Genomic DNA, 21063 nt, shown 5'->3' with positions numbered 1-21063 from the left:
GTATGAGATTTCACTTCTTGCGTTCGCGGCTGATGTAGATCGCAAGCAAAATGATTCCGCCCTTGATCACGTTCTGCACGTACGGATTCACGCCGACCATGTTGAGGCCGTTGTTCAGCACGCCAAGCAGCAGCGCGCCGATCAACGTGCCGATAATCGAGCCGCGTCCGCCCGATATCGATGTGCCGCCCATCACTACGGCCGCAATCGCATCGAGTTCGAAGCCGACACCCGCGTTCGGCTGGCCGCTCATCAAGCGCGACGTAAGCACGATGGCCGCAAACGACGACGTCAGGCCAGCCAGCGTGTAGACGATCAGCTTGACGCGCGCAACACGCACGCCGGACAGGCGTGTCGCCTGTTCGTTGCCGCCTATCGCGTACACATAGCGCCCAAACGGCATGCGTTCGAGCAACAGCCATGCAATCGCGTAGATCACGAGCATGATCAGCACGGGCGCCTGAATACCGAGCACCTTGCCGCTGCCGAAGAAGCTGACCCAGTCCGGCAGGCCGTCGATCGGATAACCGCCCGTATAGATCAACGCGAGGCCGCGTGCGATACCCATCGTCGCCAGCGTGACGATAATCGGCGGCATGCCCGCGAATGCGACGAAAAAGCCATTTCCAAAGCCGAAGCCAAGCCCCACGGCAATGCCGATCGCGATCGCCGCGACGCCGTTCAGGCCCGCCACCATCAGACCCGCCGCGAGCGTGCCCGACAGCGCCATCACCGAACCGACGGACAGATCGATGCCGCCCGTCAGGATCACGGCCGTCATGCCGACGGCGATGATCGCGTTGATCGACACCTGGCGCAGCACGTTCTCGAGATTCGCCGCGGACAGAAAACTGTCGCTGGCGAACACCATCACGATGCACACAACAAGCAAACCGATAAATGGATAGAACAAGGTCGAGCGTTTAATGCTCGCCCAGTTCAGGCGAAACGGCGCGCCCGGCGTATCGGATGCGACTGCCGATGTCTTGGGAGAAGTATTAGGTGTGTTCATGCTGTGTTGCTCCACGAGTTGCAGCCGATGCACCAGCCGTTGCATAAGTCATCACGGCATTCGATTCGATCTGGTCGCCTTCGAGAATCGCTTCGATGCGTCCTTGACGGAACACGGCGACGCGATCGCACATGCCGACGATCTCCGGCAGTTCCGATGAAATCATGATGATCGAGTAGCCGCGCGCCGTGAGTTCGCGCATCAGCAGATAGATTTCCGCTTTGGCGCCGACGTCGATGCCGCGCGTCGGCTCGTCGAAAATGAGGATGTTCGTGTGGTGATTCAGCCAGCGCGCGATCACCACTTTCTGCTGATTGCCGCCCGACAGCGTCGCGACTTCGGTGTGCATCGTCGGTGCCTTCACGCCGACGCGCTTCATGATGTCGGCGGTTGCCTTCGCTTCGCTACGGTGATCGATGAAGAAGCGGCCCGTGCGGTACTTGCCGAGGTTGTTGATCGAGATGTTCTGCTTGATCGAGAACGATGTGATCAGCCCTTCCGTCTTGCGGCTTTCGGGAAGAATGCCGATGCCCGACTTCAGCGCATCGGCGGGATCGGACAGGTTCGCCGCCGCGCCGTTGATGCGAATGTCCTTCACATGCGCGGCATCCGCGCCGATCACGGCGAGTGCCGTCTCCGTGCGGCCCGAGCCGACCAGTCCCGCGAAGCCGAGAATCTCGCCTTCGCGCAGCGTGAAGCGGTTGATCGGTCCGTCTTTGTGCAACTGCAAGGCGTTCACTTCGAGCACGGCCTTTGCGTCGGCGGGCAAGGCGGGCTTCGGCGGAAAGCTGTTCTCGATCTTGCGCCCGACCATCATCTCGACGAGCCGGCTCACATCCGTCTTCGACACATCCGTCATGCCGACATACTGGCCGTCGCGCAACACGGTGATGCGGTCGCACACTTCGAAAATCTCTTCAAGGTGATGCGAGATGAAAATCATCGCGACACCTTGCTGCTTCAGATCGCGCATGATCGTGAACAGATGCTCGGCTTCGGCGGGAGTGAGCGTGGCCGTCGGCTCGTCGAGAATCAGGATGCGCGCATTCAGCGACAACGCCTTGCCGATTTCGACGAACTGCTGCTGCGCAACCGACAGTTCGCGGATCGGCACGGACAGATCGATAGCGACGCCGAGCCGCTCGAAAATCTCCGCCGCCGCGCGCCGCATCTTCGTCCGATCGAGCATGCCGAGCCGGTTGCGTAACTCGCGTCCGAGGAACATGTTCTCGACGGCATTCAGATACGGAATCAGGCTGAACTCCTGAAACACAATACCGACGCCCGCCGCGACGGCATCGTGATAATTCGTGAAGTGCCGCTCCTGACCGTCGATCACGATCGTGCCGTCGTCGGGCTGATAGATGCCGCTCAGAATTTTCATCAACGTCGACTTGCCCGCACCGTTCTCACCGAGCAATGCGTGAATCTCGCCGCGCGCGATGTCCAGGTGTATGCCTTGCAGCGCCTTCACACCCGGAAAGCTCTTCGTGATGTTGTCGAGTTTGAGAATCGTGTCCATCGCGTTTCCTTTGCGTTTCATGAGGTGACGCAGGGCTTCGCCTGCGTCACGCCATGCACGACACGTCGCTTACCAGCTGAAACCCTTCGCGTTGTCCTTGTCGACGAGTTTCACGTCGACGGGAATCGTCTTCGGCACATTGGCGCCCCACTTCTTCGCGAGCGCCACGCCGATCGCGAGGCGAATCTGGTCGCGCGGAAATTGCGCGGACGTTTCGATGAACTTCGAGTTCGGCTTCTGGAGCGCGGTAATCGCTTCCGGCGCACCGTCGACGCTCGTCAGCTTGATGTCCTTTCCCGACGACTCGATCGCGGACAACGCGCCCATCGATCCGCCGTCGTTCACGCTGAAGATGCCCTTCAGGTTCGGATGCGCCTGGATCATGTTCTCGGTGACGGACAGCGCCGTCGCGCGTTCCTGCTTGCCGTTCTGCGTATCGACGATCTTCACGTTCGGAAACTTCGCGAGCGCCGCCTTGCAGCCACGCACGCGTTCGAGAATCGGCACGACGGGAATGCCGTCCAGAATCGCCACTTCGCCGCTGCCGCCAATGGCTTTCGCAAGGTATTCGCACGACATCTGGCCGGCGTCGAAATTCTTCGAGCCGACGAACGAATCGACGGGACCGTTCGCGTTCGCATCCACGGCAACGACCACGGCGCCCGCCTTCTTCGCCGACGCGACGGCAGATTGAATGCCCGTCGAATCCGTCGGGTTCACAAGAAGAATGTCGATCTTCTTCTGCAGCATGTCTTCGACGTCGCTCACCTGCTTGCTCACGTCGTGATGCGCGTCGGTGACGACGACCGTCGCGCCGATCGATGCGGCCGCGTCGTTCAAGGCCTTTTGCATCGTCACGAAGTACGGGTTGTTCAGTTCCTGGAACGTCATGCCGATCTTCAGCGGCGCGGGTTCGGCGGCGTGCGCAACGAGCGGCGCGCCGAGCATCACGGCGGCAAAAGTGAGCGTGGCGTGCAGGCGCAACGTGCGCGACTGAAGCGAAGTGTTGTGCGTCATGGCTTGTCTCCGTTTTTGAGGATGAGTGCGTCCCTCACGCGGTTTCAGCGCGTGATTCGACGATGCAGCGGTGAGCTACAGAAACGCTAGAGAAGTGCCCTAGGTCGTCGCGAGCGGCGAGCCGTGAGGCGGATACGCCGCGGGCGCGGCGCGCGGCTGGCCGTGCGTATGACTGGGCGTCTGCGCGGCCGGCACGATCGAAGGCGCGTTGGCGATGCCCTTGCCGAGCGCCGCCGCCGCTTCCGAAGCGACGCGGCTCGCGTCGTTCAGTTGCTGGAAGCGGCGGAACTTCGACGGAGGGATGCCTTTCGCGGTGAGAAACTGCCGGTTGAAGTTCGACAGATTATTGAAGCCGACCTTGTAGCAGATGTCGGTGACGCTCAACTCGTCGTCCATCAACAACTGGCACGCGAGATTGATGCGCATGCGGTTGACGTACTGCACGAACGTCAAGCCCGTATGACGGCGGAAGTAGCGCGAGAACGCGCTCACGCTCTGGCCCGCGAGTTGCGCGAGATCCGATTCGCGCAACTCCGACGCGAGGTTCTTGCCGATATACGACAGCACATGATTGATGCGCGTCGACGCGTAGCTGGTCGGATCGATCTGATACGCGGGGCTCGCGAGCAGTTCGCGATCGCTTGCGTTCAGCAGGATTTCCATCATCGACAGGAACAGCACGATGCGCCGCAGGCCGCGCGCTTCGAGCAGTTCCATGAAGAGCGGCTGGATCGATGCGCTGGTCTGCGGGCCGAACGACACGCCGCGCCGCGAATCGGCGAGCAGCGCTTCGAGCGTACGCCACTCGGGAAAGCTCTCCGTGCAGTGCGCGACGAAGTCCTGGCCGAACTGCACGACCAGATTGCGCTGCGCAATCGTCACGCCTTCGGGCACTTCGCTGACCCAGTTGTGCGGCAGGTTCGGCCCTATCAGCACGAGATTGCCCGGCGCGAAGCCGCCGATGTAATCGCCAACGAACATCTTGCCCGTCGTCGCGACGATCAGATGGATTTCGAATTCAGGGTGGAAATGCCAGCGTACCGTGCGGTAAGGAAAGCCGTGATACCACGCTTTGAACGACTCATCGCGGCGCACGCTGACCAGTTCGAGATCGGGTTGCACGTCAGTCTCCTGTGGCCGCGGTTCAGACGGAGGGCCGCGCATATTGCGCGCATTCCGCGCGACGCACATGCAGATCCGCATGTCGATGCGCGTGCAACCAGGTAACCGTCGTGACGATGCCCTTCATCTGTCTTCCTCCTGTTTCTTCGTCCAACAGCGCAAGCTGGAGGCTCGCGGCATGAACATGCTTTATTGCTCTTGTCGTGTGTACCGAAAGTTAGACCCATGGCGCAACGGCGGCCACTAGAAATGAGACCGCCGACCGATACTTTTTTGCATTCGGGTTAGTCCTGGCCTCTGCGCTGTCAAATTTGATGCAATGCAACAGCCATGCGATGGCTTGTGCGGCAGCATTCCGCGTGTGTCGGGTGTACTGGAGAAGCCCGTCCCACCGCGCTGCGCCACGAAAAGCCGTCTGCTGTGCCTTGACTTTCAATCGGCCGAATACGATCATTAGTTCAAATGCAGAGCAAATGCTCTCATATTCTTCTGACATCGGCTCACAACGCCGGGACACCTTCTAGACTTATCCCAAGGAACGCACGCGAAAGACCGTGCGCATTTAGGAGACACATATGAACAGCGGCCAAAGCAGCGGCGCAAGCAAGCAGGTGATCCTGCATATCGGCGCGGGCTCGTTCCATCGCGCGCATCAAGCCTGGTATCTGCACCGGCTCAATGAAGCGCACAAGCCCGGCGATCCGCATTGGTCGCTGACCGTCGGCAATATCCGCAGCGACATGAACGCCGTCGCCGAAGCGCTCGCCGCGCAGAACGGCGTCTACACGCTCGAAACCGTCACGCCGCAAGGCGAGCGCGCGTACGAGACGATTCGCTCGATCGAACGTGTGGTGCCGTGGTCGCAGAATCTCGATGCGCTCGTCGAAGCGGGCGCCGATCCCGAATGCAAGATCATCGCGTTCACCGTGACGGAAGGCGGCTATTACCTGGACGAGCACGACAAGCTCGACACGGCCAACCCCGACCTCGCCGCCGACCTGAACGGCGCGCGCACCACCATCTATGGCGCGCTCGCGGCGATTCTCGAAGCGCGCATGCAGCGCAACGCGGGCGCCGTCACGCTGCAGACCTGCGACAACCTGCGCAGCAATGGCGACCGCTTCCGCGCGGGCATGACGCAGTTCCTGGAGCGGCGCGGCGCGAGCGAATTGCGCAAGTGGTTCGATGCGAACACCGCGTGCCCGAATTCGATGGTCGATCGCATCACGCCGCGTCCCACACCCGACGTGCGCGAGCGCGTGAAGGCCGCAACAGGTTTCGACGATGCATGCCCCGTGATGGGTGAATCGTTCATCCAATGGGTGATCGAGGATCACTTCATCGCTGGACGGCCAGCGTGGGAGCAGGTCGGCGCCGAGTTGGTCGAATCGGTGCTGCCTTACGAAGAAGCGAAGATCCGCATTCTCAACGCGACGCATAGCTGTATCGCTTGGGCGGGCACGCTCGCCGGCCTTTCGTATATCCACGAAGGCACGCTCGACGCCGAGATTCGCCAGTTCGCTTACGACTACGTGACGCAAGACGTGATTCCATGCCTCACGCCAAGTCCGCTCGATCTCGCGAAGTATCGCGACGTCGTGCTCGAACGCTTCGGCAATCCTTATATCCAGGACACGAATCAGCGCGTTGCCGCCGATGGTTTCTCGAAGATTCCAGGCTTCATCGCGCCGACGCTGTCCGAGTGCTTCGAGCGCAACGTCGAGCCGAACGCAACGGCAATGCTGCCCGCGCTGTTCTTCTGCTTTCTCGACAAGTGGCAGCAAGGCAAGCTGCCGTACACGTATCAGGATGGCGTGATGGACGAGAGCGTCGCGCGCGGCTTCTTCGGCGCGGCCGATCCCGTGCAGGCGTTCTGCGCGGACAAGCTGCTGTGGGGCAGCATGGCGGGCACGGCTTCGCTCGAGAAGGTGGTACGTTCGGCCCACGTGCGTGTCGTTGACTGGTACGAGAGGCTCAACGGCTAAGCGCCGCCGCTTAAGCCATTCATCCCGGCCGCGCATGGCGACAACCACGCGCGGCCGATCCCATTGAGCGCCGTATCCGATGAATGCGATACATGCGATGCGTCAGGTCTTTTGCGCATGGCATCGCACGCGGCATGCGGCTAAAGTAGCGCATCTCCTACCGACGAAGGTTTCGCGCCCATGTATCTCGGCATCGACCTCGGCACGTCCGAAGTAAAAGTTCTGCTGCTCGCGTCCGACGGACGCGTGGTCGGCACGGCAGGTTCTCCGTTCACCGTTTCGCGTCCGCATCAGCGCTGGTCGGAGCAGAACCCGTCCGACTGGTGGCAAGGCACGCGCGCCGCACTCTTCGCGCTGCGCGACCGCTACCCGGAGCAGTTCGCGCAGATTCGCGGCATCGGGCTGTCGGGACAGATGCACGGCGCCGTGCTGCTCGACAACGAAGACCGCGTGCTGCGTCCCGCGATCCTCTGGAACGACATGCGTGCCGTCGAGGAATGCGAAGAGTTGCTCAGGCGCGCGCCGGATCTGCATCGGATCGCCGGCAATCTGGCGATGCCCGGCTTCACCGCGCCGAAGCTGCTGTGGGTTGCGCGTCACGAGCCGGAGATCTTCCGTCAGACGGCCTGCGTGCTGCTGCCGAAGGATTATTTGCGCCTGCAACTGACGGGCGACAAGGTCTCCGATCCGTCCGACGCCGCCGGCACGCTCTGGCTCGATGTCGCGCAGCGCGACTGGTCCGATACGCTGCTCGCAGCCTGCGATCTGAACCGCTCGCACATGCCGCGTCTCGCTGAAGGCAGCGCGCCGTCGGGCATGCTGCGGCCCGAACTCGCGCGCGAGCTGGGCTTGCGCGAACCCGTCGTGGTCGCGGCGGGCGGCGGCGATAACGCGACGAGCGCAATCGGCATCGGCGCGACGCAACCGGGCGACGGCTTCGTGTCGCTCGGTACGTCGGGCGTATTGTGCGTGATCGGCAACAGCTTCCGGCCGAATCCCGAATCGGCTGTGCATGCGTTCTGTCATGCGATCCCCGACCGCTGGCATCAGATGAGCGTGGTGCTGTCGGCGGCGAGTTGCCTGCGCTGGGTTTGCAAGCTCACCTCGACCGACGAGCCGACACTGCTCGCCGAAGTCGAAAAGCTACCCGACGATGCGCTCGCAACCGCGCCATTGTTCCTGCCGTATCTGTCGGGCGAACGCACGCCGCACAACGATCCGTATTCGCAAGGCGTGTTCTTCGGCATGACGCACGCGACCGACCGCGCACTGCTCGGCTACGCCGTGCTCGAAGGCGTGACACTCGCGCTGACGGACGGCCTCGACGCGCTGCGCGCGGCGGGCACCGAAGTACACGCGCTGTCGCTGCTGGGCGGCGGCGCGCGCAGCAACTACTGGGCGCAACTGCTCGCCGATTCGCTGAACACCACCACGCGCAAGCACGGCGGCGGCGAAACGGGCGCGGCGCTCGGTGCGGCGCGTCTGGGCTGGCTCGCGGCGGGCGGCGATCCGGCGAAGGTGCTGACCAAGCCGCCCGTCGAAATCGAATTCACGCCGAACGCGCGGCGCCATGCGATGCTGCGCGAACGGCTCGCGAGTTATCGCGCGCTGTACCGTCATGTGAAGCCGATGTTCGCGCCCGCACCCGAAGCGCACGCGGCTTGAACGCGTGAACCACCCGTGAAGACAGCGATGGATGTCCACGGCATGCAGCGCACCAGATCGCCTGACACCGGCCTCCTGGTGATACATCGACGTTGTGCGCATTAGAGACATTAAGACCGACAACATCGTGCCCAAGTCCACTGAAAAGCTCGATCTCGCAACGCGCGCCGCCTGGCTCTACTACGTCGCCGGCAATACGCAAAACGAGATCGCGGAAAAACTGCAGGTGTCGCGGCCCGTCGCGCAACGGCTCGTCGCGTTCGCCGTCGAGAAGAACCTGATTCGCGTGCGCGTCGATCATCGGCTGGCGGACTGTCTGTCGCTCGCCGATCAGCTGTCGAAGCGCTATGGCCTGTCGATGTGCGAAGTCGTCCCCGTCGATAACGACAAGCCCGAAGAAATTGACCGCAAGCTCGCCGTCGCGGGCGCGCAGGTGATGGAACGCTATCTCGGCGAAGAAAAGCCGATGGTCGTCGCGGTGAGCAGTGGCCGTACGCTGAAGGCCGTCGTCGATCAGGTCGGGCAACTGGAGCGGCCGCAGCACCGGCTGGTGTCGATGGTCGGCGCGATTGCGCAGGACGGCTCGTCGAACCGCTACGATGTCGCGCTGCACATCTCGGAGAAGACGGGCGGCAAGCACTTCCTGCTGCCCGCGCCGTTGATCGCGGACAGCGAAGCGGAGCGCGCGCAGTGGTGCAATCACCGTCTGTACCGGATCGTCGAATCGCTGTCGGGCGATGCGGATGTCGCGTTCGTCGGGATCGGCAATATCGGGCTGCGTTGCCCGTTGCATGAAGACGGCTTCATCACATCGGATGAAGTGGAAGAACTGGTGTCGCTGGGCGCCGTGGCGGAACTGCTCGGACTGCCGATCGATGCGAACGGCGCGCGCGTCGAATCGCCGACGGGGCGCCGCGTGACGAGCTTGCGGCTCGATTCGCCACCGAAGCGGCCCGTGATCGGCTTCGCGGGCGGCGAACGCAAGCGCAATGCGGTGATTGCCGCGTTGAAAGGCGGCTGGCTGTCGGGGCTCGTCACCGACGAGTTGTGCGCGCGCGCCGCGCTGAATCACGGCGCTGGTTAGTACGCGCCTGCGCGCGGCTCGCTTGGACTAGAGCGCTTCGAGCGCGCCGCGCAGCGTTTCGACGACGGGCGACCAGTCGCCCAACACCTGTTGCCGGAAAAGCCGCGCGGTCGGATACCACGGATTCGTCTCACCCGACATCATCCAGCGCCAGTCGGCCTGCTTCGGCAGCATCACCCACACCGGCTTTCCGAGCGCGCCAGCCAGATGTGCGACGGATGTATCGACGGTAATCACGAGATCGAGTGACTGGATCACGGCTGCCGTCGTGTAAAAGCTGTCGAGCAACTGGCCAAGCGCGCAGATCGGCCAGCGATGCGCAACGCCATCGAGTTGCGTCTCTGGCGAGCCCTTCTGCAATGCAAACCATGCAAGGCCGCCGACCGACGTAAGCGGTTCCAGCGCCGCTAGCCGCGCCGAACGGTAGACATCGAGGTAATGACCCGGATTGCCCGCCCACACCAGGCCGATTTTCTTGCGCGACCCTGCGGCCTGTTCGAGCCGAGCGCGCCATGCGGCAACCTGCGTGTCATCCACGGACAGATACGGCACCGCGTTCGGAATCGCGTCGTCGTGTAGCCACGCGGGCACGCTCATCGTCGGGCAGTAGTAGTCGTAAGCGGCGCCATGGGGCAACGCCGTCAACACCTCGTTCACGCCGCGCACGCGGGCAAAGAGCGGTGCCAGTTCCTCGCTGGTCCACACGTCGACGGTTGCGCCCATGTCGTGCAGCACGCTCGCATAGCGAATGAACTGCAACTGATCGCCTGCACCCTGTTCACGCGTCAGCAGAAAGCGCTTGCCTTCGACCGGCTCGCCCCGCCATTCCGGCATCTCGCACTTTGGATAATCGCGTAATCCGCTCGGCGTCGTCTTGCGATGCTCGTAGTACTCCCAGCCCTTGCGGAAATTTCCGCGCCGCAACTCCGACATGCCGAGCAGCTTGTACGCATTCGAAAGATCCGGCGTGAGATCGATTGCGCGCCGTAAGTGATGATCCGCTTCGTCATAACGCGACATGCACGTCAGCGTGAACGCGACGTTGTTGTGCAGCGTCGGCGAATCGGGCATGGCTTCCAGCGCGCGCTGATATCTGACGAGCGCGTCCTCGAACTTCAACTGGCCATCCGTTGCAAACGCGATCCCGAACAGCGCATGCACGTTTTCCGGTTCCTTTTGCAAGGCGCGTTCGAAAGAATCCGCAGCCTCCGCATGGCGGCGCACGGCGTTCAGCGTCAAGCCGAGGCCCAGCAGTACGCGCAGATCGTCGGGTGCGTAACGTGCGGCGTATTCGTAGGCAACCACGGCATCATGCGGACGGGAAAGAACTTCGAGTATGTCCGCGCTGCCGAGCGCCGCTTCGAACAGGTCGTGATCGAGAGCAAGCGCGCGCTGAAAGTGGTTCAGCGCTTCTTCGGGCTTGGACAGACGCCGCAGCGCCTTGCCCAGATTGCAGTGCGCGAGCGCATCTTGCGGCGCGCATTCGACTGCTCTTCGAAAGAAATCGGCCGCGCCTTCGTTGTCGCCGCGTGAAAGCGCCGCGATGCCGCGATCGTTCAGACAGTCTGCGTCGTCAGGCCGCAGCGCGAGCGACGTATCGAAACATTCGATTGCGCGCTCGACATCCGTGCGCTGCAAGTACAGCACGCCAAGCATGTAGGACGTGTTCGCATCGTGGGGCTGTGCGTCGAGGATCGCGCGATACGCCAGTTCGGCGCGATCGAACTGTCCGGCGCTATGCAGCGCGAGCGCGTGGTCGACAGCCGGTGTCGAGGCGGTTTCTTGAGGTGTGAGAGCGGAAGCGTTGTGCATGGCGTCTTGAGTCGGCCGCACACGCACGGTCGCGCGATCTTGAGAGCATTCGCGCGGATGACGTGTTCGGGGCAATGGACGGAGAACGGACAGAACCCACCTGAAGAACCGCTCAGATGCGCGCTGTCAGACGATGCACAATTTTGATATGAGATAAGTAGCAGATAAATCGGAGAAGTCCGAGTCTGCAAATAGGAAAGGCGCCGTTGCAAAGCATGCAACGGCGCCCTCTTTGCGTGCCGGATCAGGCCGCGAGTACTTCGACGATCTTGCGATGGAACGCCTGCCCATCGCTGTCGAACAGATGGCAGTGATCGGGCGTTGCGCCGACCCGGATCGTGCCGCCCTTCTCATGCCGCTCGAGCGGCGGAATGCGCGCGATCAGGCCATCCGGCGCAACGCTGCTTTCGGCGTACAGATACGCGGCGTCGCCGAGCGATTCGATCGCCATGACGCTGGCCGACACGCCATTGTCGGGCAGGTCGAGATGTAGGTGCTCGGGGCGAATGCCGACCGTCACCTTGTCGCCTTCTTTCGCGCGGCCCGGTTCGACCAGCACGAGTTGCGTCTCGCCCGTTTCGTACTTGACGAGCACGCCGCTCGCCGACACCGACTGCACGACGCCTTCGAGGAAGTTCATCTTCGGCGAGCCGATAAAGCCCGCCACAAACCGGTTCGCCGGCGCGTGATACAGCATGTTCGGGCTGCCGACCTGCTCCAGATTCCCCGCCGACAACACGACGATCTTGTCGGCGAGCGTCATCGCTTCGACCTGATCGTGCGTCACGTAGATCATCGTCGTCTTCAACTCGTCATGCAGGCGCGCGAATTCGAGGCGCATCTTCACGCGCAGCGCGGCGTCGAGGTTCGACAGCGGTTCGTCGAACAGGAACACCTTCGGCTTGCGCGTGATCGCGCGGCCGATCGCCACGCGCTGACGCTGGCCGCCCGACAGCTGCTTCGGCTTGCGTTCGAGCAGATGGTCGATGTGCAGGATCTTCGCGGCGTTGCGCACGGCGGCGTCGATCTCAGGCTTCTTCGTGCCCGCGAGCTTCAGGCCGAATGCCATGTTGTCGTACAGCGTCATGTGCGGATACAGCGCGTACGACTGGAACACCATCGCGATGCCGCGCTTGGCGGGCGGCACGTCGTTCATGCGCGTGCCGTCGATATTCAGGTCACCGCCCGAGATGTCTTCGAGGCCGGCAATCATCCGCATCAGCGTGGACTTGCCGCAGCCGCTTGGGCCGACGAACACGACGAACTCGCCGTCCTGGATGTCGAGGTTGATGTTGCGCATCACCTCGTTGTCGTCGTAAGCCTTTCTGATGTTGCGCAGAGTTACGCTTGCCATGATGTGTCTCCGAAATTCACTGCTGCTTTCAATCGTCTTGTCCCGAAACCCGCGTGCTTTCTCACGCGACGGTCACGCGCTGCAGCCATCGCGCGACCAGTTCCGGCAGTTGCGTCATGTCGTCGAATACGTGTTGCGCGCCCACGCGGCGCAGCGCGCCGACCTGATCCTCGCTCGCATGGCCGCCGCCGATAAAACCATACACCGTCATGCCCGCGGCCGTCGCAGCCGTCACACCCGCCACGCTGTCCTCGATCACGAGGCACGCTTCCGGGTTCACGCCCAGCCCGCTCGCGGCGGCGAGATAGACGTCGGGCGCCGGCTTCGGATGCGCGACGGAATCCGCGCAGAAAAGCCGGTCGCCGAAATGCTTCACGAGGCCCGTGCGCGCCAGCGCCGCTTCGACATACGCGCGAAAGCTGTTGCTCGCGCAGGCCTTGGTCAACGGAATGCTCGCGAGCGCGGCCTCGATGCCGTCGACCATCGGCGCCTTGACGGCAGCGCGTTCGACTGCGCTGCGAATCGCTTCGACATCAACCTCGTCGAGCGTCCTGCCGAGCGCCGAAGCCGTGCCTGCCAGCACGCGTTCCGTGCGCAGCCCAAGCAACGGCATCACGACGGGCGCGACGTCCGTGCCGGGCCAGCGCGCTTCCAGCTCCTCGACGAGCACCGCGGCGGCGACGGCTTCGCTGTCGATCAGCACGCCGTCGCAATCGCAGATGAGCGCAAGCTTCGCCTCTGTTCTGATCTCCGTCACTTGACCGCCCCGAAGGTAAGGCCACGCACCAGCTGCTTCTGCGAAACCCAGCCGACGATCAGGATCGGCGCGACGGCCAGCAGCGACGCCGCCGACAGCTTTGCCCAGAACAAGCCTTCAGGACTCGAATACGACGCGATGAACACTGTCAGCGGCGCGGCGTTCGAACTGGACAGGTTGATGCTCCAGAACGCCTCGTTCCACGACAGGATCACGAGCAGCAGCGCCGTCGACGCAAGCCCCGGCAGCGACATCGGCATCAGCAGATAGACGATCTCCTGCCACGTCGCCGCGCCGTCGATGCGCCCCGCTTCGAGAATGTCGCGCGGAATTTCCGCGAAGTACGTGAACGACATCCATACCGCGATGGGCAGGTTGATCAGCGTGTAGACGATCACGAGGCCGCTCACGGTGTCGAGCAAGCCGCTGTTCTTCCACAGCAGATAGATCGGCACCAGCACGCCGACGGACGGCATCATCTTCGTCGACAGCATCCACAGCAGCACTTTCTGTGTGCGGCGCGTCGGGAAGAACGCCATCGCATAGGCGCACGGCACGGCCAGAATCAGGCACAGCAGCGTGACGCCAACCGAGATCAGGATCGAGTTCCACGCGAAGCCGAAGTAATTGCTGCGCGCGAACACTTCGCGGAAGCTTTCGAGCGTCGGCATGAAGAACAGCGACGACGCGTAAGCCTGCTGCTCCGTCTTGAATGCCGTGATGGTCATCCAGAAGATCGGGAAGAACAGCAGCAGCGCAATCAGCCACGCAAGGATGCCCGGAATGCTGCGCCGGACGATGGCCAACGGCGAGTTCGTTTTCGAAAGATTCGTCGTAACAGGTGTAGCGGCGACCTGGCTCATTTTTCGTACTCCCCTTTCAGGTTCTTCGCGAGCATGCGCACGAGGAAGAACGACACGATATTCGCGAGCACCACAGCGAGAATCCCGCCTGCGGATGCCAGACCGACGTCGAACTGTTGCAGGCCGAGCGCGTAGATCAGGTACGACAGGTTGGTCGTCGCGTTGCCCGGACCGCCGCCCGTCGTCGTGTAGATTTCAGCGAAGATCGACAGCAGGAAAATGGTTTCCATCATCACCACGACCGCGATCGCGCGCTTCAGGTGCGGCAGCGTGATGAAGAAGAACATCGCGAACGGACCGGCACCGTCGATCTTCGCCGCTTCCTTCTGCTCCTGATCGAGCGACTGGATCGCCGTGAACAGAATGAGGAACGCGAACGGCAACCACTGCCACGCGACGATGATGATCACGGCGATCAACGGATAGTCGGCGAACCAGTCGATCGGTGTCATACCGAGCGCACGCATGCCTTGCGCGATGAGCCCGTACACCGGGTGCAGGATCATGTTCTTCCAGATCAGCGCGGAGACGGTAGGCATCACGAAGAACGGCGCGATGGCGAGCAGCCGCGCGACACCCTGCCCGTAGAACTTGCGGTCGAACAGCACCGAGAGCAGCACGCCGCCGACCACCGTGATCACCAGCACCGAGATGATCAACTGCATCGTGTGCAGGATCGACGGGCCGAAGGACGGGTCACTGGCAAGAAACTTGTAGTTTTCGAGACCCGCGAATCCCTTTACGTCCGGATTCAGCAGGTTGTAGCGCGAGAACGAAAACCAGATCGTCATCGCTAGCGGTATGGCCATCCATAAGACGAGGACGCCTACGGACGGCATGGCTAGCCAGCGCGCGTGCGCGGCTTTGCGCTCTTCGCGCTCGTGTTCGGTTTGGGGATGGGCATGCATGAGGGGTAGACGCAAGTGTTGACGCATGATGGACCACCTCTTCGGTAGTGCGCGGTCCGCGGGGCGTGCGGCACGCTGTGCTGCCAGGGTCCGGCTGACGATGCGCTGTCAGCCGGCGCTTTCCATCTGATCCGGCTTACTGACTTAGAGGCTGCGATTCAGCTCCTGGACACGCCGTCTGCGCGGAGATCGAGCAGATGGCGTTCCATTAGGCTTTGACGCTTACTTCTGATAGCCGGCCTGCTTGACGGCGCGATCCGCCGTCGCGTTGCCGGCTGCCAGCGCCTGATCGACCGTCATCTGGCCTGCCACCGCGCCCGAAATGCTCTGACCGACCACCGTGCCGAACGACTGGAACTCGGGGATGCCAACGAACTGCACGCCCGTGTACGGCACCGGCTTCAACGTCGGATGATCGGGGTCGGCAGTTTCGATCGCCTTCAGCACGAAGTCGCTGAACGGCGCGGCCTGCTTGTACTCGGGGCGTGCGTACGTCGACTGACGCGTGCCGGGCGGCACCGAGGCCCAGCCTTCATCCTTCGCGGCGAGCTCGATGTACTGCTTCGACGTCGCCCACGTAATGAACTTCTTCGCCGCGTCCGTCTGCTTCGACGACTTCGGAATCGCGAGCGCCCACGCCCACAGCCAGTGCGAGCCCTTCGGCGTGACGGCCGTCGGTGCGGCGGCAAAGCCGACCTTGTCGGCGATCTGCGATTGCTGCTTGTTGTAGAGCATGCCCGCGGCAACCGTCGCGTCGATCCACATCCCGCACTTGCCCGACGACATAAGCGTGAGGTTCTCGTTGAAGCCGTTCGAGCTGGCTCCCGGCGGGCCATATTTCTTCAGTAGATCGACGTAGAACGAGATCGCCTTCTTCCATTCGGGCGTCGTCAGTTGCGCGTTCCACTTTTCGTCGAACCAGCGGCCGCCGAACGTGTTCACGACCGTCGTCGCGTAGGCCATGTTCTCGCCCCAGCCCGCCTTGCCGCGCAGACAGATGCCGTAGACGCCGTTGGCCTTGTCCGTCAGCTTCTCGGCGAACTGGGCGATCTGGTCGTAGGTCGGCTGATCGGGCATCTTCAGGCCCTTCGCCGCGAACAGATCCTTGCGGTAATACGTCATCGAGCTTTCGACGTAGAACGGCAGCGCGTACAGCGATCCGTTGTACGACAGGCCGTCGCGCGCCGTTTTCACGACGTCGTTCAGGTCGTAATCAGCGGGCAGGTTCGTGAGCGGCGTAAGCCAGCCGCGCTTGCCCCACTGCGGCGTTTCATAGGCGCCGATCGTCATCACGTCGAACTGGCCGCTGCCTGTCGTGATGTCCGTCGTGGCGCGCTGACGCAGCACGTTTTCTTCGAGAATCACCCAGTTGAGCTTGATGTCGGGATTCGCTTTCTCGAATGCCGGCGACAGCTTCTTCAACTCGATCATGTCCGGGTTGTTCAACGTTGCGATCGTGACGGTCGCCGCGTTCGCGCTGAATGCGGCGCACGCGAGTGCCGCTGCGCCGAATACGTTGAGCGCGGGTTTGCAGGTGGGCTTCATCGTTTGTCTCCTTTATTCGTACTTTGCGTTTTGGTACTTGATCGGTACGTGAGCGGCGCTTGCGGTTGTGTGGCGCCGTATTGCGGATGCCGGTGAATGAATGACGGTCAGCTCATCCAGTTGCCGCCGTCGACGTTCAGGGTTTGCGCGGTGATGTAATCCGCATCCGAAGACGCGAGGAACAGCGCCGCCCCCGTCAGATCCGCGGGCAGCCCCATCCTGCCCAGCGGCACCGCTTCACCGACGAGACGCTTCTTCTCGCCCAGCGGCCGGTTCTCGTAACGCGCGAAAAGCGCATCGACCTGTTCCCACATCGGCGTATCGACGACGCCCGGTGCGATGCCGTTCACGTTGATCTTGTGCGGCGCGAGCGCCAGCGCGGCCGACTGCGTGTAGCTCAGCACGGCTGCCTTGGTCGCGCAGTAATGCGACACAAGCGCCTCGCCGCGGCGGCCCGCCTGCGACGACATGTTGATGATCTTGCCGCCGTGGCCCTGATCGACCATGCGCTGTGCGACGGACTGCATCAGAAAGAACATGCCCTTCACGTTGACCGCGAAGAGCTTGTCGAAGATGTCCCAGGATTCGTCGAGGATCGGACGCATGTCGAACAGCGCCGCGTTGTTGAAGAGAATGTCGATCTGACCGAAGCGCTGCACCGTCTGCTCGACGATGCGTGCGATGTCGTCGCGCTTGGTGACGTCCGCGCTGAGCGTCAGCACGCGGTCGCCGTCCGTTTCGCGCAGTGCGTGCGCGAATTCGTTGGCCGGCTTCACGTCCACCAGCACGCAGCGCGCGCCCTCGTCGAGATACCGGCGCGCCACCGCTTCGCCGATACCGCTCGCGGCGCCCGTGAGAATCGCCACCTTGCCTTGCAGTCGGGCTGTCACAACCTGTCTCCGGTTCGTTTGATTCTTCGATTCAACCTGAGCTAACGCTCGGCAATCGAGCAATTGCTCTCGTTGTGATCGAATGATCGGATACGTGTCCGGTCATGTCAAGGCGCGCAGCGCACTTTCGATGGTGCAGCGCGGCAGCACCGGAATGGGCACCTACGGTTGTTCCCTCCTAAGAATCGGCGATGACTTTGCAACGGGCAATGACATTTTTTCGAGATACGTTATATCATTGCGCCTTCGTTCAATCTGACGCTGTCCGGAGTTCGCGCCATGGCCCGCTCATCCGATGCTCATGTTCATCCTGTTGCTGATCCTGCACAGCAAGCTGCACGGCTCACGCACAAGCTCGCGCGCGCCGATGTGCTCGCCGCCGAGCGCGGTCTCGCGCTGACGACGCTGCGTCGCCAGGTCTACGCGCTTATTGCGCAGAGCGAGCGTCCCATCGGCGCGTACGACCTGCTGGCCGCACTGGAACCGCAGCGCGGCCGCGTGCCACCCACTACCGTCTATCGCGCGCTCGATTTCCTCGTCGAGCATGGCTTCGTGCATCGGATCGAATCGAAGAATGCGTTTTTCGCGTGCTGCCAGATGGGCGAGCCGCATCAGAGCCAGTTCCTGATGTGCGATTCGTGCGGCGAAACGGTCGAGATCCCCGGCGACGGACTGGCCGCGCAACTCTCGGGCAGCGCGCCCGCGCATGGATTCGAAGTGCATCACCAGGTCGTCGAACTGAGCGGGCTGTGCGCCGCCTGCAAGCACGGCCATCCCTGATCAATACAAACCGCTCCATTCAACCCAGACGCCTCTCAGGCAACAGGTCACCCCGATGAAGAAGAACAATTCGATGTGGAAGTTTCTGATGCGCGCCGTCGCTTCGACGGTTTTCGTCTTTGCATTCGGCCAGGCCGCGCACGCGCAGGACACGAAGATTCCCGTGGTCGCCGCGGAGAATTTCTACGGCGATGTCGTGCAGCAACTGGGCGGCGACCGCGTCGACGTGACGAGCATTCTCAGCAATCCGGACCAGGACCCGCATCTCTTCGAAGCCAGCCCGAAGACGGCGCGCGCGTTGCAGCACGCAAGCCTTGTCGTCTACAACGGCGCCGACTACGATCCGTGGATGGCGAAGCTGCTGAACGTATCGAAAAACGACAAGCGCAAGACGATCGTCGCGGCAGAACTCATCGGCAAGAAAAGCGGCGACAATCCGCATCTGTGGTACGACCCGTCGACGATGCCCGCTGTCGCGCGCGCGGTGAGCGCGGCGCTCGCGTCGGCTGATCCGGCGCACAAGGCGGCGTATGATGCGAACCTCGCGAAGTTTCTCGACTCGCTCAAGCCGATCGCCGACAAGGTCGCCGCGCTGCGCAGCCAGTATGCGCACGTGAGCGTGACGGCGACGGAGCCGGTGTTCGGCTACATGTCGGATGCGATCGGCCTGGACATGCGCAACCAGCGCTTCCAGCTGGCCGCGATGAACGACACGGAAGCGAGCGCGTCGGATATCGCCGCGTTCGAACGCGATCTTCGCGAGCGACGCGTGCGCGCGCTGATCTATAACAGCCAGGCAACCGAGGCGCTGACCAAACGCATGCTGAAACTCGCGCAGCAATCGCATGTGCCGACGGTGAGCGTGACGGAGACGCAACCGGCCGGCAAGAACTACCAGCAATGGATGCTGGCGCAACTCGATGCGCTCGGCAACGCGCTCGCCGCAGGCAGCGCGAACAAGGGAACGACCCAATGAACATGTCGTCGGGCAACGCGCCCGTGCTCGAACTGGATCGCGTGACGCTCGAACTCGGCGACCGCACGATCCTGCGCGACACCAGCTTCACGATCCGCCAGGGCGAATTCATCGGCGTGCTCGGGCCGAACGGCGCGGGCAAGACGACGCTGATGCGCTCCGTGCTCGGCCTCGTCCCGGCGGCGAGCGGCACCGTGCGCGTGCTCGGCGAGCCCGTCGTGCGCGGCAACCCGTCGATCGGCTACATGCCGCAGACGCGTAGCGCGCTTGCCGGCCGTCGTGTGCGTGGCCGCGATTTCGTCGCGATGGCCGCCGACGGTCATCGCTGGGGCTTGCCGCATGCGGATGCGAAGGCGCGCGCCGATGTCGAGCGTGTGCTGGAGCTGGTCGGCGGCACGGCGCTGGCTGCGCGTCCGTTGTCGGAGCTGTCGGGTGGCGAGCGGCAGCGGCTGCTGCTCGCGCAATGCCTGCTTGGCAATCCGCGTCTGCTGCTGCTCGACGAGCCGCTCATCAGTCTCGATCCGCATCATCAGAAGACCGTCGTCGAACTGGTGAAGCGCGTGCAGCAGGAACTCGGCATCGCGGTGCTGTTTTCCGCGCACGAACTCAATCCGCTGCTGCATGCGCTCGACCGCGTGCTGTATCTCGGCAATGGCGTCGCCGCGCTCGGCACTGTCGATGAAGTGATTACGAAGCCGGTGCTCTCGCGCCTGTACGGCTCGACCATCGACGTGATGCGCGTGAATGGCCGCATCTTCGTGATGTCGGGCGACTTCGACGTCGAGAAGCACGATCACGAGCACGAAGACGACGACCACCAGCATGGCGAGCCGCATGGCCACGGACATTCGCACGGTCACGCACATGGGCAAAAGCATGCCCATCATCACGCCTCAAGCGACGGACACACGCACGATGTTTGAATACGATTTCATGGTGAACGCGTTCGCGGCGTCGGGGATCGTCGCGGTGCTGTCGGGCATCGTCGGCTACTTCCTCGTGATGCGCGGGCAGACCTTTGCGGGGCACGCGCTGTCGCACGTCGGCTTCACGGGCGCGACGGGCGCTGTGCTGATCGGCGTTTCGCCGATCTGGGGGATGATCGGCTTCACGCTCGCGGCAGGCGTCGGCATGGGCGCGCTGGGTGAAAAGCTCGCGGGGCGAGATGTCGCGATCGGCGTGGTGCTGTCGCTGGCGCTTGGCTTCGGCTTGCTGTTTCTGCACTTCTTCACCGCATACGCGACGCAAGTCACGGCGCTGCTGTTCGGCAACGTGCTCGGCGTCAGTTCGTCGACGCTGGTGGTACTGGCCGCGCTCGGCGTCGTCAGTCTGGTTGCGCTGGCTGCGATCATGCGGCCTTTGCTGTTCGCCTCGTTGCAGCCGGAACTGGCTGAAGCGAAAGGCGTGTCGCTGCGTCTCGTGTCGGTGCTGTTTCTCGCGATCGCGGCGCTCGCAGTCGCCGCGTGTACGCAGATCGTCGGCGTGCTGCTCGTGTTCACGCTGATGGTCGGACCGGCGGCCGCGGCGCAAAACCTGTCGACGCGTCTTACCGTCGGACTCGTACTCGCCGCGCTGCTCGCGCTCGCGCAGGCGTGGATCGGCGTGACGCTCGCTTTCTATACCGACTGGCCGACGAGTTTCTGGATCACGTTGCTCGCGGCGCTCGTCTATGGCGCAAGTTTGCTGGCGCAGCACATGCGCCGGTAATGCAAACGCAGCTTTGCTGGCACGAAACACGCGCTGGTGATGCCGATAAAAAAACGGGGTGGCT

General features: G+C 62.9%; 17 protein-coding genes and 1 pseudogene. 7 read left to right on the top strand and 11 right to left on the bottom strand.

The window, feature by feature from the left end; all coding sequences use genetic code 11:
- Positions 1 to 10: 10 nt before the first annotated feature.
- From BLT65_RS38140 to BLT65_RS38125, 4 genes and pseudogenes are all read right to left on the bottom strand, one after another.
- A complete protein-coding gene (locus BLT65_RS38140) occupies positions 11 to 1012 on the bottom strand; it encodes an ABC transporter permease (protein ID WP_091788227.1) in 1002 nt (333 codons plus the stop codon).
- Positions 999 to 2534, bottom strand: a pseudogene (locus BLT65_RS38135) (sugar ABC transporter ATP-binding protein); the annotation flags it as partial. The gene BLT65_RS38140 and the pseudogene BLT65_RS38135, both read right to left, overlap by 14 nt.
- A 69-nt stretch (positions 2535 to 2603) precedes the next feature.
- Complete coding sequence (locus BLT65_RS38130; protein ID WP_091788221.1) at positions 2604 to 3551, bottom strand: ABC transporter substrate-binding protein; 948 nt, start codon at positions 3549 to 3551, stop codon at positions 2604 to 2606.
- Between the two features lie 99 nt (positions 3552 to 3650).
- Positions 3651 to 4673, bottom strand: a complete 1023-nt coding sequence (locus tag BLT65_RS38125) for an AraC family transcriptional regulator (protein ID WP_091788218.1) — start codon at positions 4671 to 4673, stop codon at positions 3651 to 3653.
- Positions 4674 to 5248: 575 nt separating this feature from the next.
- On the opposite strand from BLT65_RS38125, the gene dalD reads away from it, so the two are divergent.
- The 3 genes from dalD to BLT65_RS38105 all read left to right on the top strand — a co-directional run bounded on the left by dalD (position 5249) and on the right by BLT65_RS38105 (position 9407).
- The gene (gene dalD / locus BLT65_RS38115; RefSeq protein WP_091788212.1) at positions 5249 to 6658 is read left to right on the top strand and encodes a D-arabinitol 4-dehydrogenase; all 1410 of its coding nucleotides are present in this window, start codon (positions 5249 to 5251) and stop codon (positions 6656 to 6658) included.
- 180 nt (positions 6659 to 6838) lie between these two features.
- A complete protein-coding gene (gene xylB, locus BLT65_RS38110; protein WP_091788209.1) occupies positions 6839 to 8323 on the top strand; it encodes a xylulokinase in 1485 nt (494 codons plus the stop codon).
- Between the two features lie 127 nt (positions 8324 to 8450).
- Complete coding sequence (locus tag BLT65_RS38105) at positions 8451 to 9407, top strand: sugar-binding transcriptional regulator (protein ID WP_035986357.1); 957 nt, start codon at positions 8451 to 8453, stop codon at positions 9405 to 9407.
- A gap of 27 nt (positions 9408 to 9434) precedes the next feature.
- Here BLT65_RS38105 and BLT65_RS38100 read toward each other — a convergent pair whose 3' ends face one another.
- The 7 genes from BLT65_RS38100 to BLT65_RS38070 form a co-directional block, all read right to left on the bottom strand.
- Positions 9435 to 11219 carry a tetratricopeptide repeat protein gene (locus tag BLT65_RS38100; protein WP_244186934.1) on the bottom strand — a complete coding sequence of 595 codons (1785 nt, stop codon included), beginning with the start codon at positions 11217 to 11219 and terminating at the stop codon, positions 9435 to 9437.
- Positions 11220 to 11463: 244 nt separating this feature from the next.
- Complete coding sequence (locus BLT65_RS38095) at positions 11464 to 12573, bottom strand: ABC transporter ATP-binding protein (protein WP_007578929.1); 1110 nt, start codon at positions 12571 to 12573, stop codon at positions 11464 to 11466.
- 61 nt (positions 12574 to 12634) lie between these two features.
- On the bottom strand, positions 12635 to 13330 hold the full coding sequence (locus BLT65_RS38090) for an HAD family hydrolase (RefSeq protein WP_091788203.1): 696 nt from the start codon (positions 13328 to 13330) through the stop codon (positions 12635 to 12637).
- Positions 13327 to 14193 (bottom strand): carbohydrate ABC transporter permease, encoded by an 867-nt coding sequence (locus BLT65_RS38085; RefSeq protein WP_042310960.1) that lies wholly within the window; start codon positions 14191 to 14193, stop codon positions 13327 to 13329. Before BLT65_RS38085 ends, BLT65_RS38090 begins: the two co-directional genes overlap by 4 nt.
- On the bottom strand, positions 14190 to 15128 hold the full coding sequence (locus BLT65_RS38080; RefSeq protein ID WP_042310962.1) for a carbohydrate ABC transporter permease: 939 nt from the start codon (positions 15126 to 15128) through the stop codon (positions 14190 to 14192). Before BLT65_RS38080 ends, BLT65_RS38085 begins: the two co-directional genes overlap by 4 nt.
- Positions 15129 to 15323: 195 nt before the next feature.
- A complete protein-coding gene (locus tag BLT65_RS38075) occupies positions 15324 to 16646 on the bottom strand; it encodes an ABC transporter substrate-binding protein (protein WP_042310964.1) in 1323 nt (440 codons plus the stop codon).
- 107 nt (positions 16647 to 16753) lie between these two features.
- A complete protein-coding gene (locus tag BLT65_RS38070; RefSeq protein ID WP_091788200.1) occupies positions 16754 to 17536 on the bottom strand; it encodes an L-iditol 2-dehydrogenase in 783 nt (260 codons plus the stop codon).
- Between the two features lie 279 nt (positions 17537 to 17815).
- On the opposite strand from BLT65_RS38070, the gene BLT65_RS38065 reads away from it, so the two are divergent.
- The 4 genes from BLT65_RS38065 to BLT65_RS38050 are packed head-to-tail and all read left to right on the top strand — an operon-like array spanning position 17816 to position 20999.
- The gene (locus tag BLT65_RS38065) at positions 17816 to 18316 is read left to right on the top strand and encodes a Fur family transcriptional regulator (protein ID WP_091788197.1); all 501 of its coding nucleotides are present in this window, start codon (positions 17816 to 17818) and stop codon (positions 18314 to 18316) included.
- A gap of 55 nt (positions 18317 to 18371) precedes the next feature.
- Positions 18372 to 19292, top strand: coding sequence for a metal ABC transporter solute-binding protein (locus BLT65_RS38060; RefSeq protein WP_091788194.1), 921 nt, complete (start codon positions 18372 to 18374; stop codon positions 19290 to 19292).
- Positions 19289 to 20215, top strand: a complete 927-nt coding sequence (locus BLT65_RS38055; RefSeq protein WP_054929812.1) for an ABC transporter ATP-binding protein — start codon at positions 19289 to 19291, stop codon at positions 20213 to 20215. The genes BLT65_RS38060 and BLT65_RS38055 overlap by 4 nt, the downstream gene beginning before the upstream one ends.
- Entirely contained in the window at positions 20208 to 20999 is a 792-nt protein-coding gene (locus tag BLT65_RS38050; RefSeq protein ID WP_091788286.1) for a metal ABC transporter permease, read from the top strand. Before BLT65_RS38055 ends, BLT65_RS38050 begins: the two co-directional genes overlap by 8 nt.
- Positions 21000 to 21063: the final 64 nt, after the last annotated feature.

Source organism: Paraburkholderia steynii, from assembly GCF_900100565.1.
Classification (GTDB): domain Bacteria; phylum Pseudomonadota; class Gammaproteobacteria; order Burkholderiales; family Burkholderiaceae; genus Paraburkholderia; species Paraburkholderia terrae.
The sequence above is the reverse complement of the archived record's forward strand: the minus strand, read 5'-3'. Positions and strand labels throughout refer to the sequence as shown.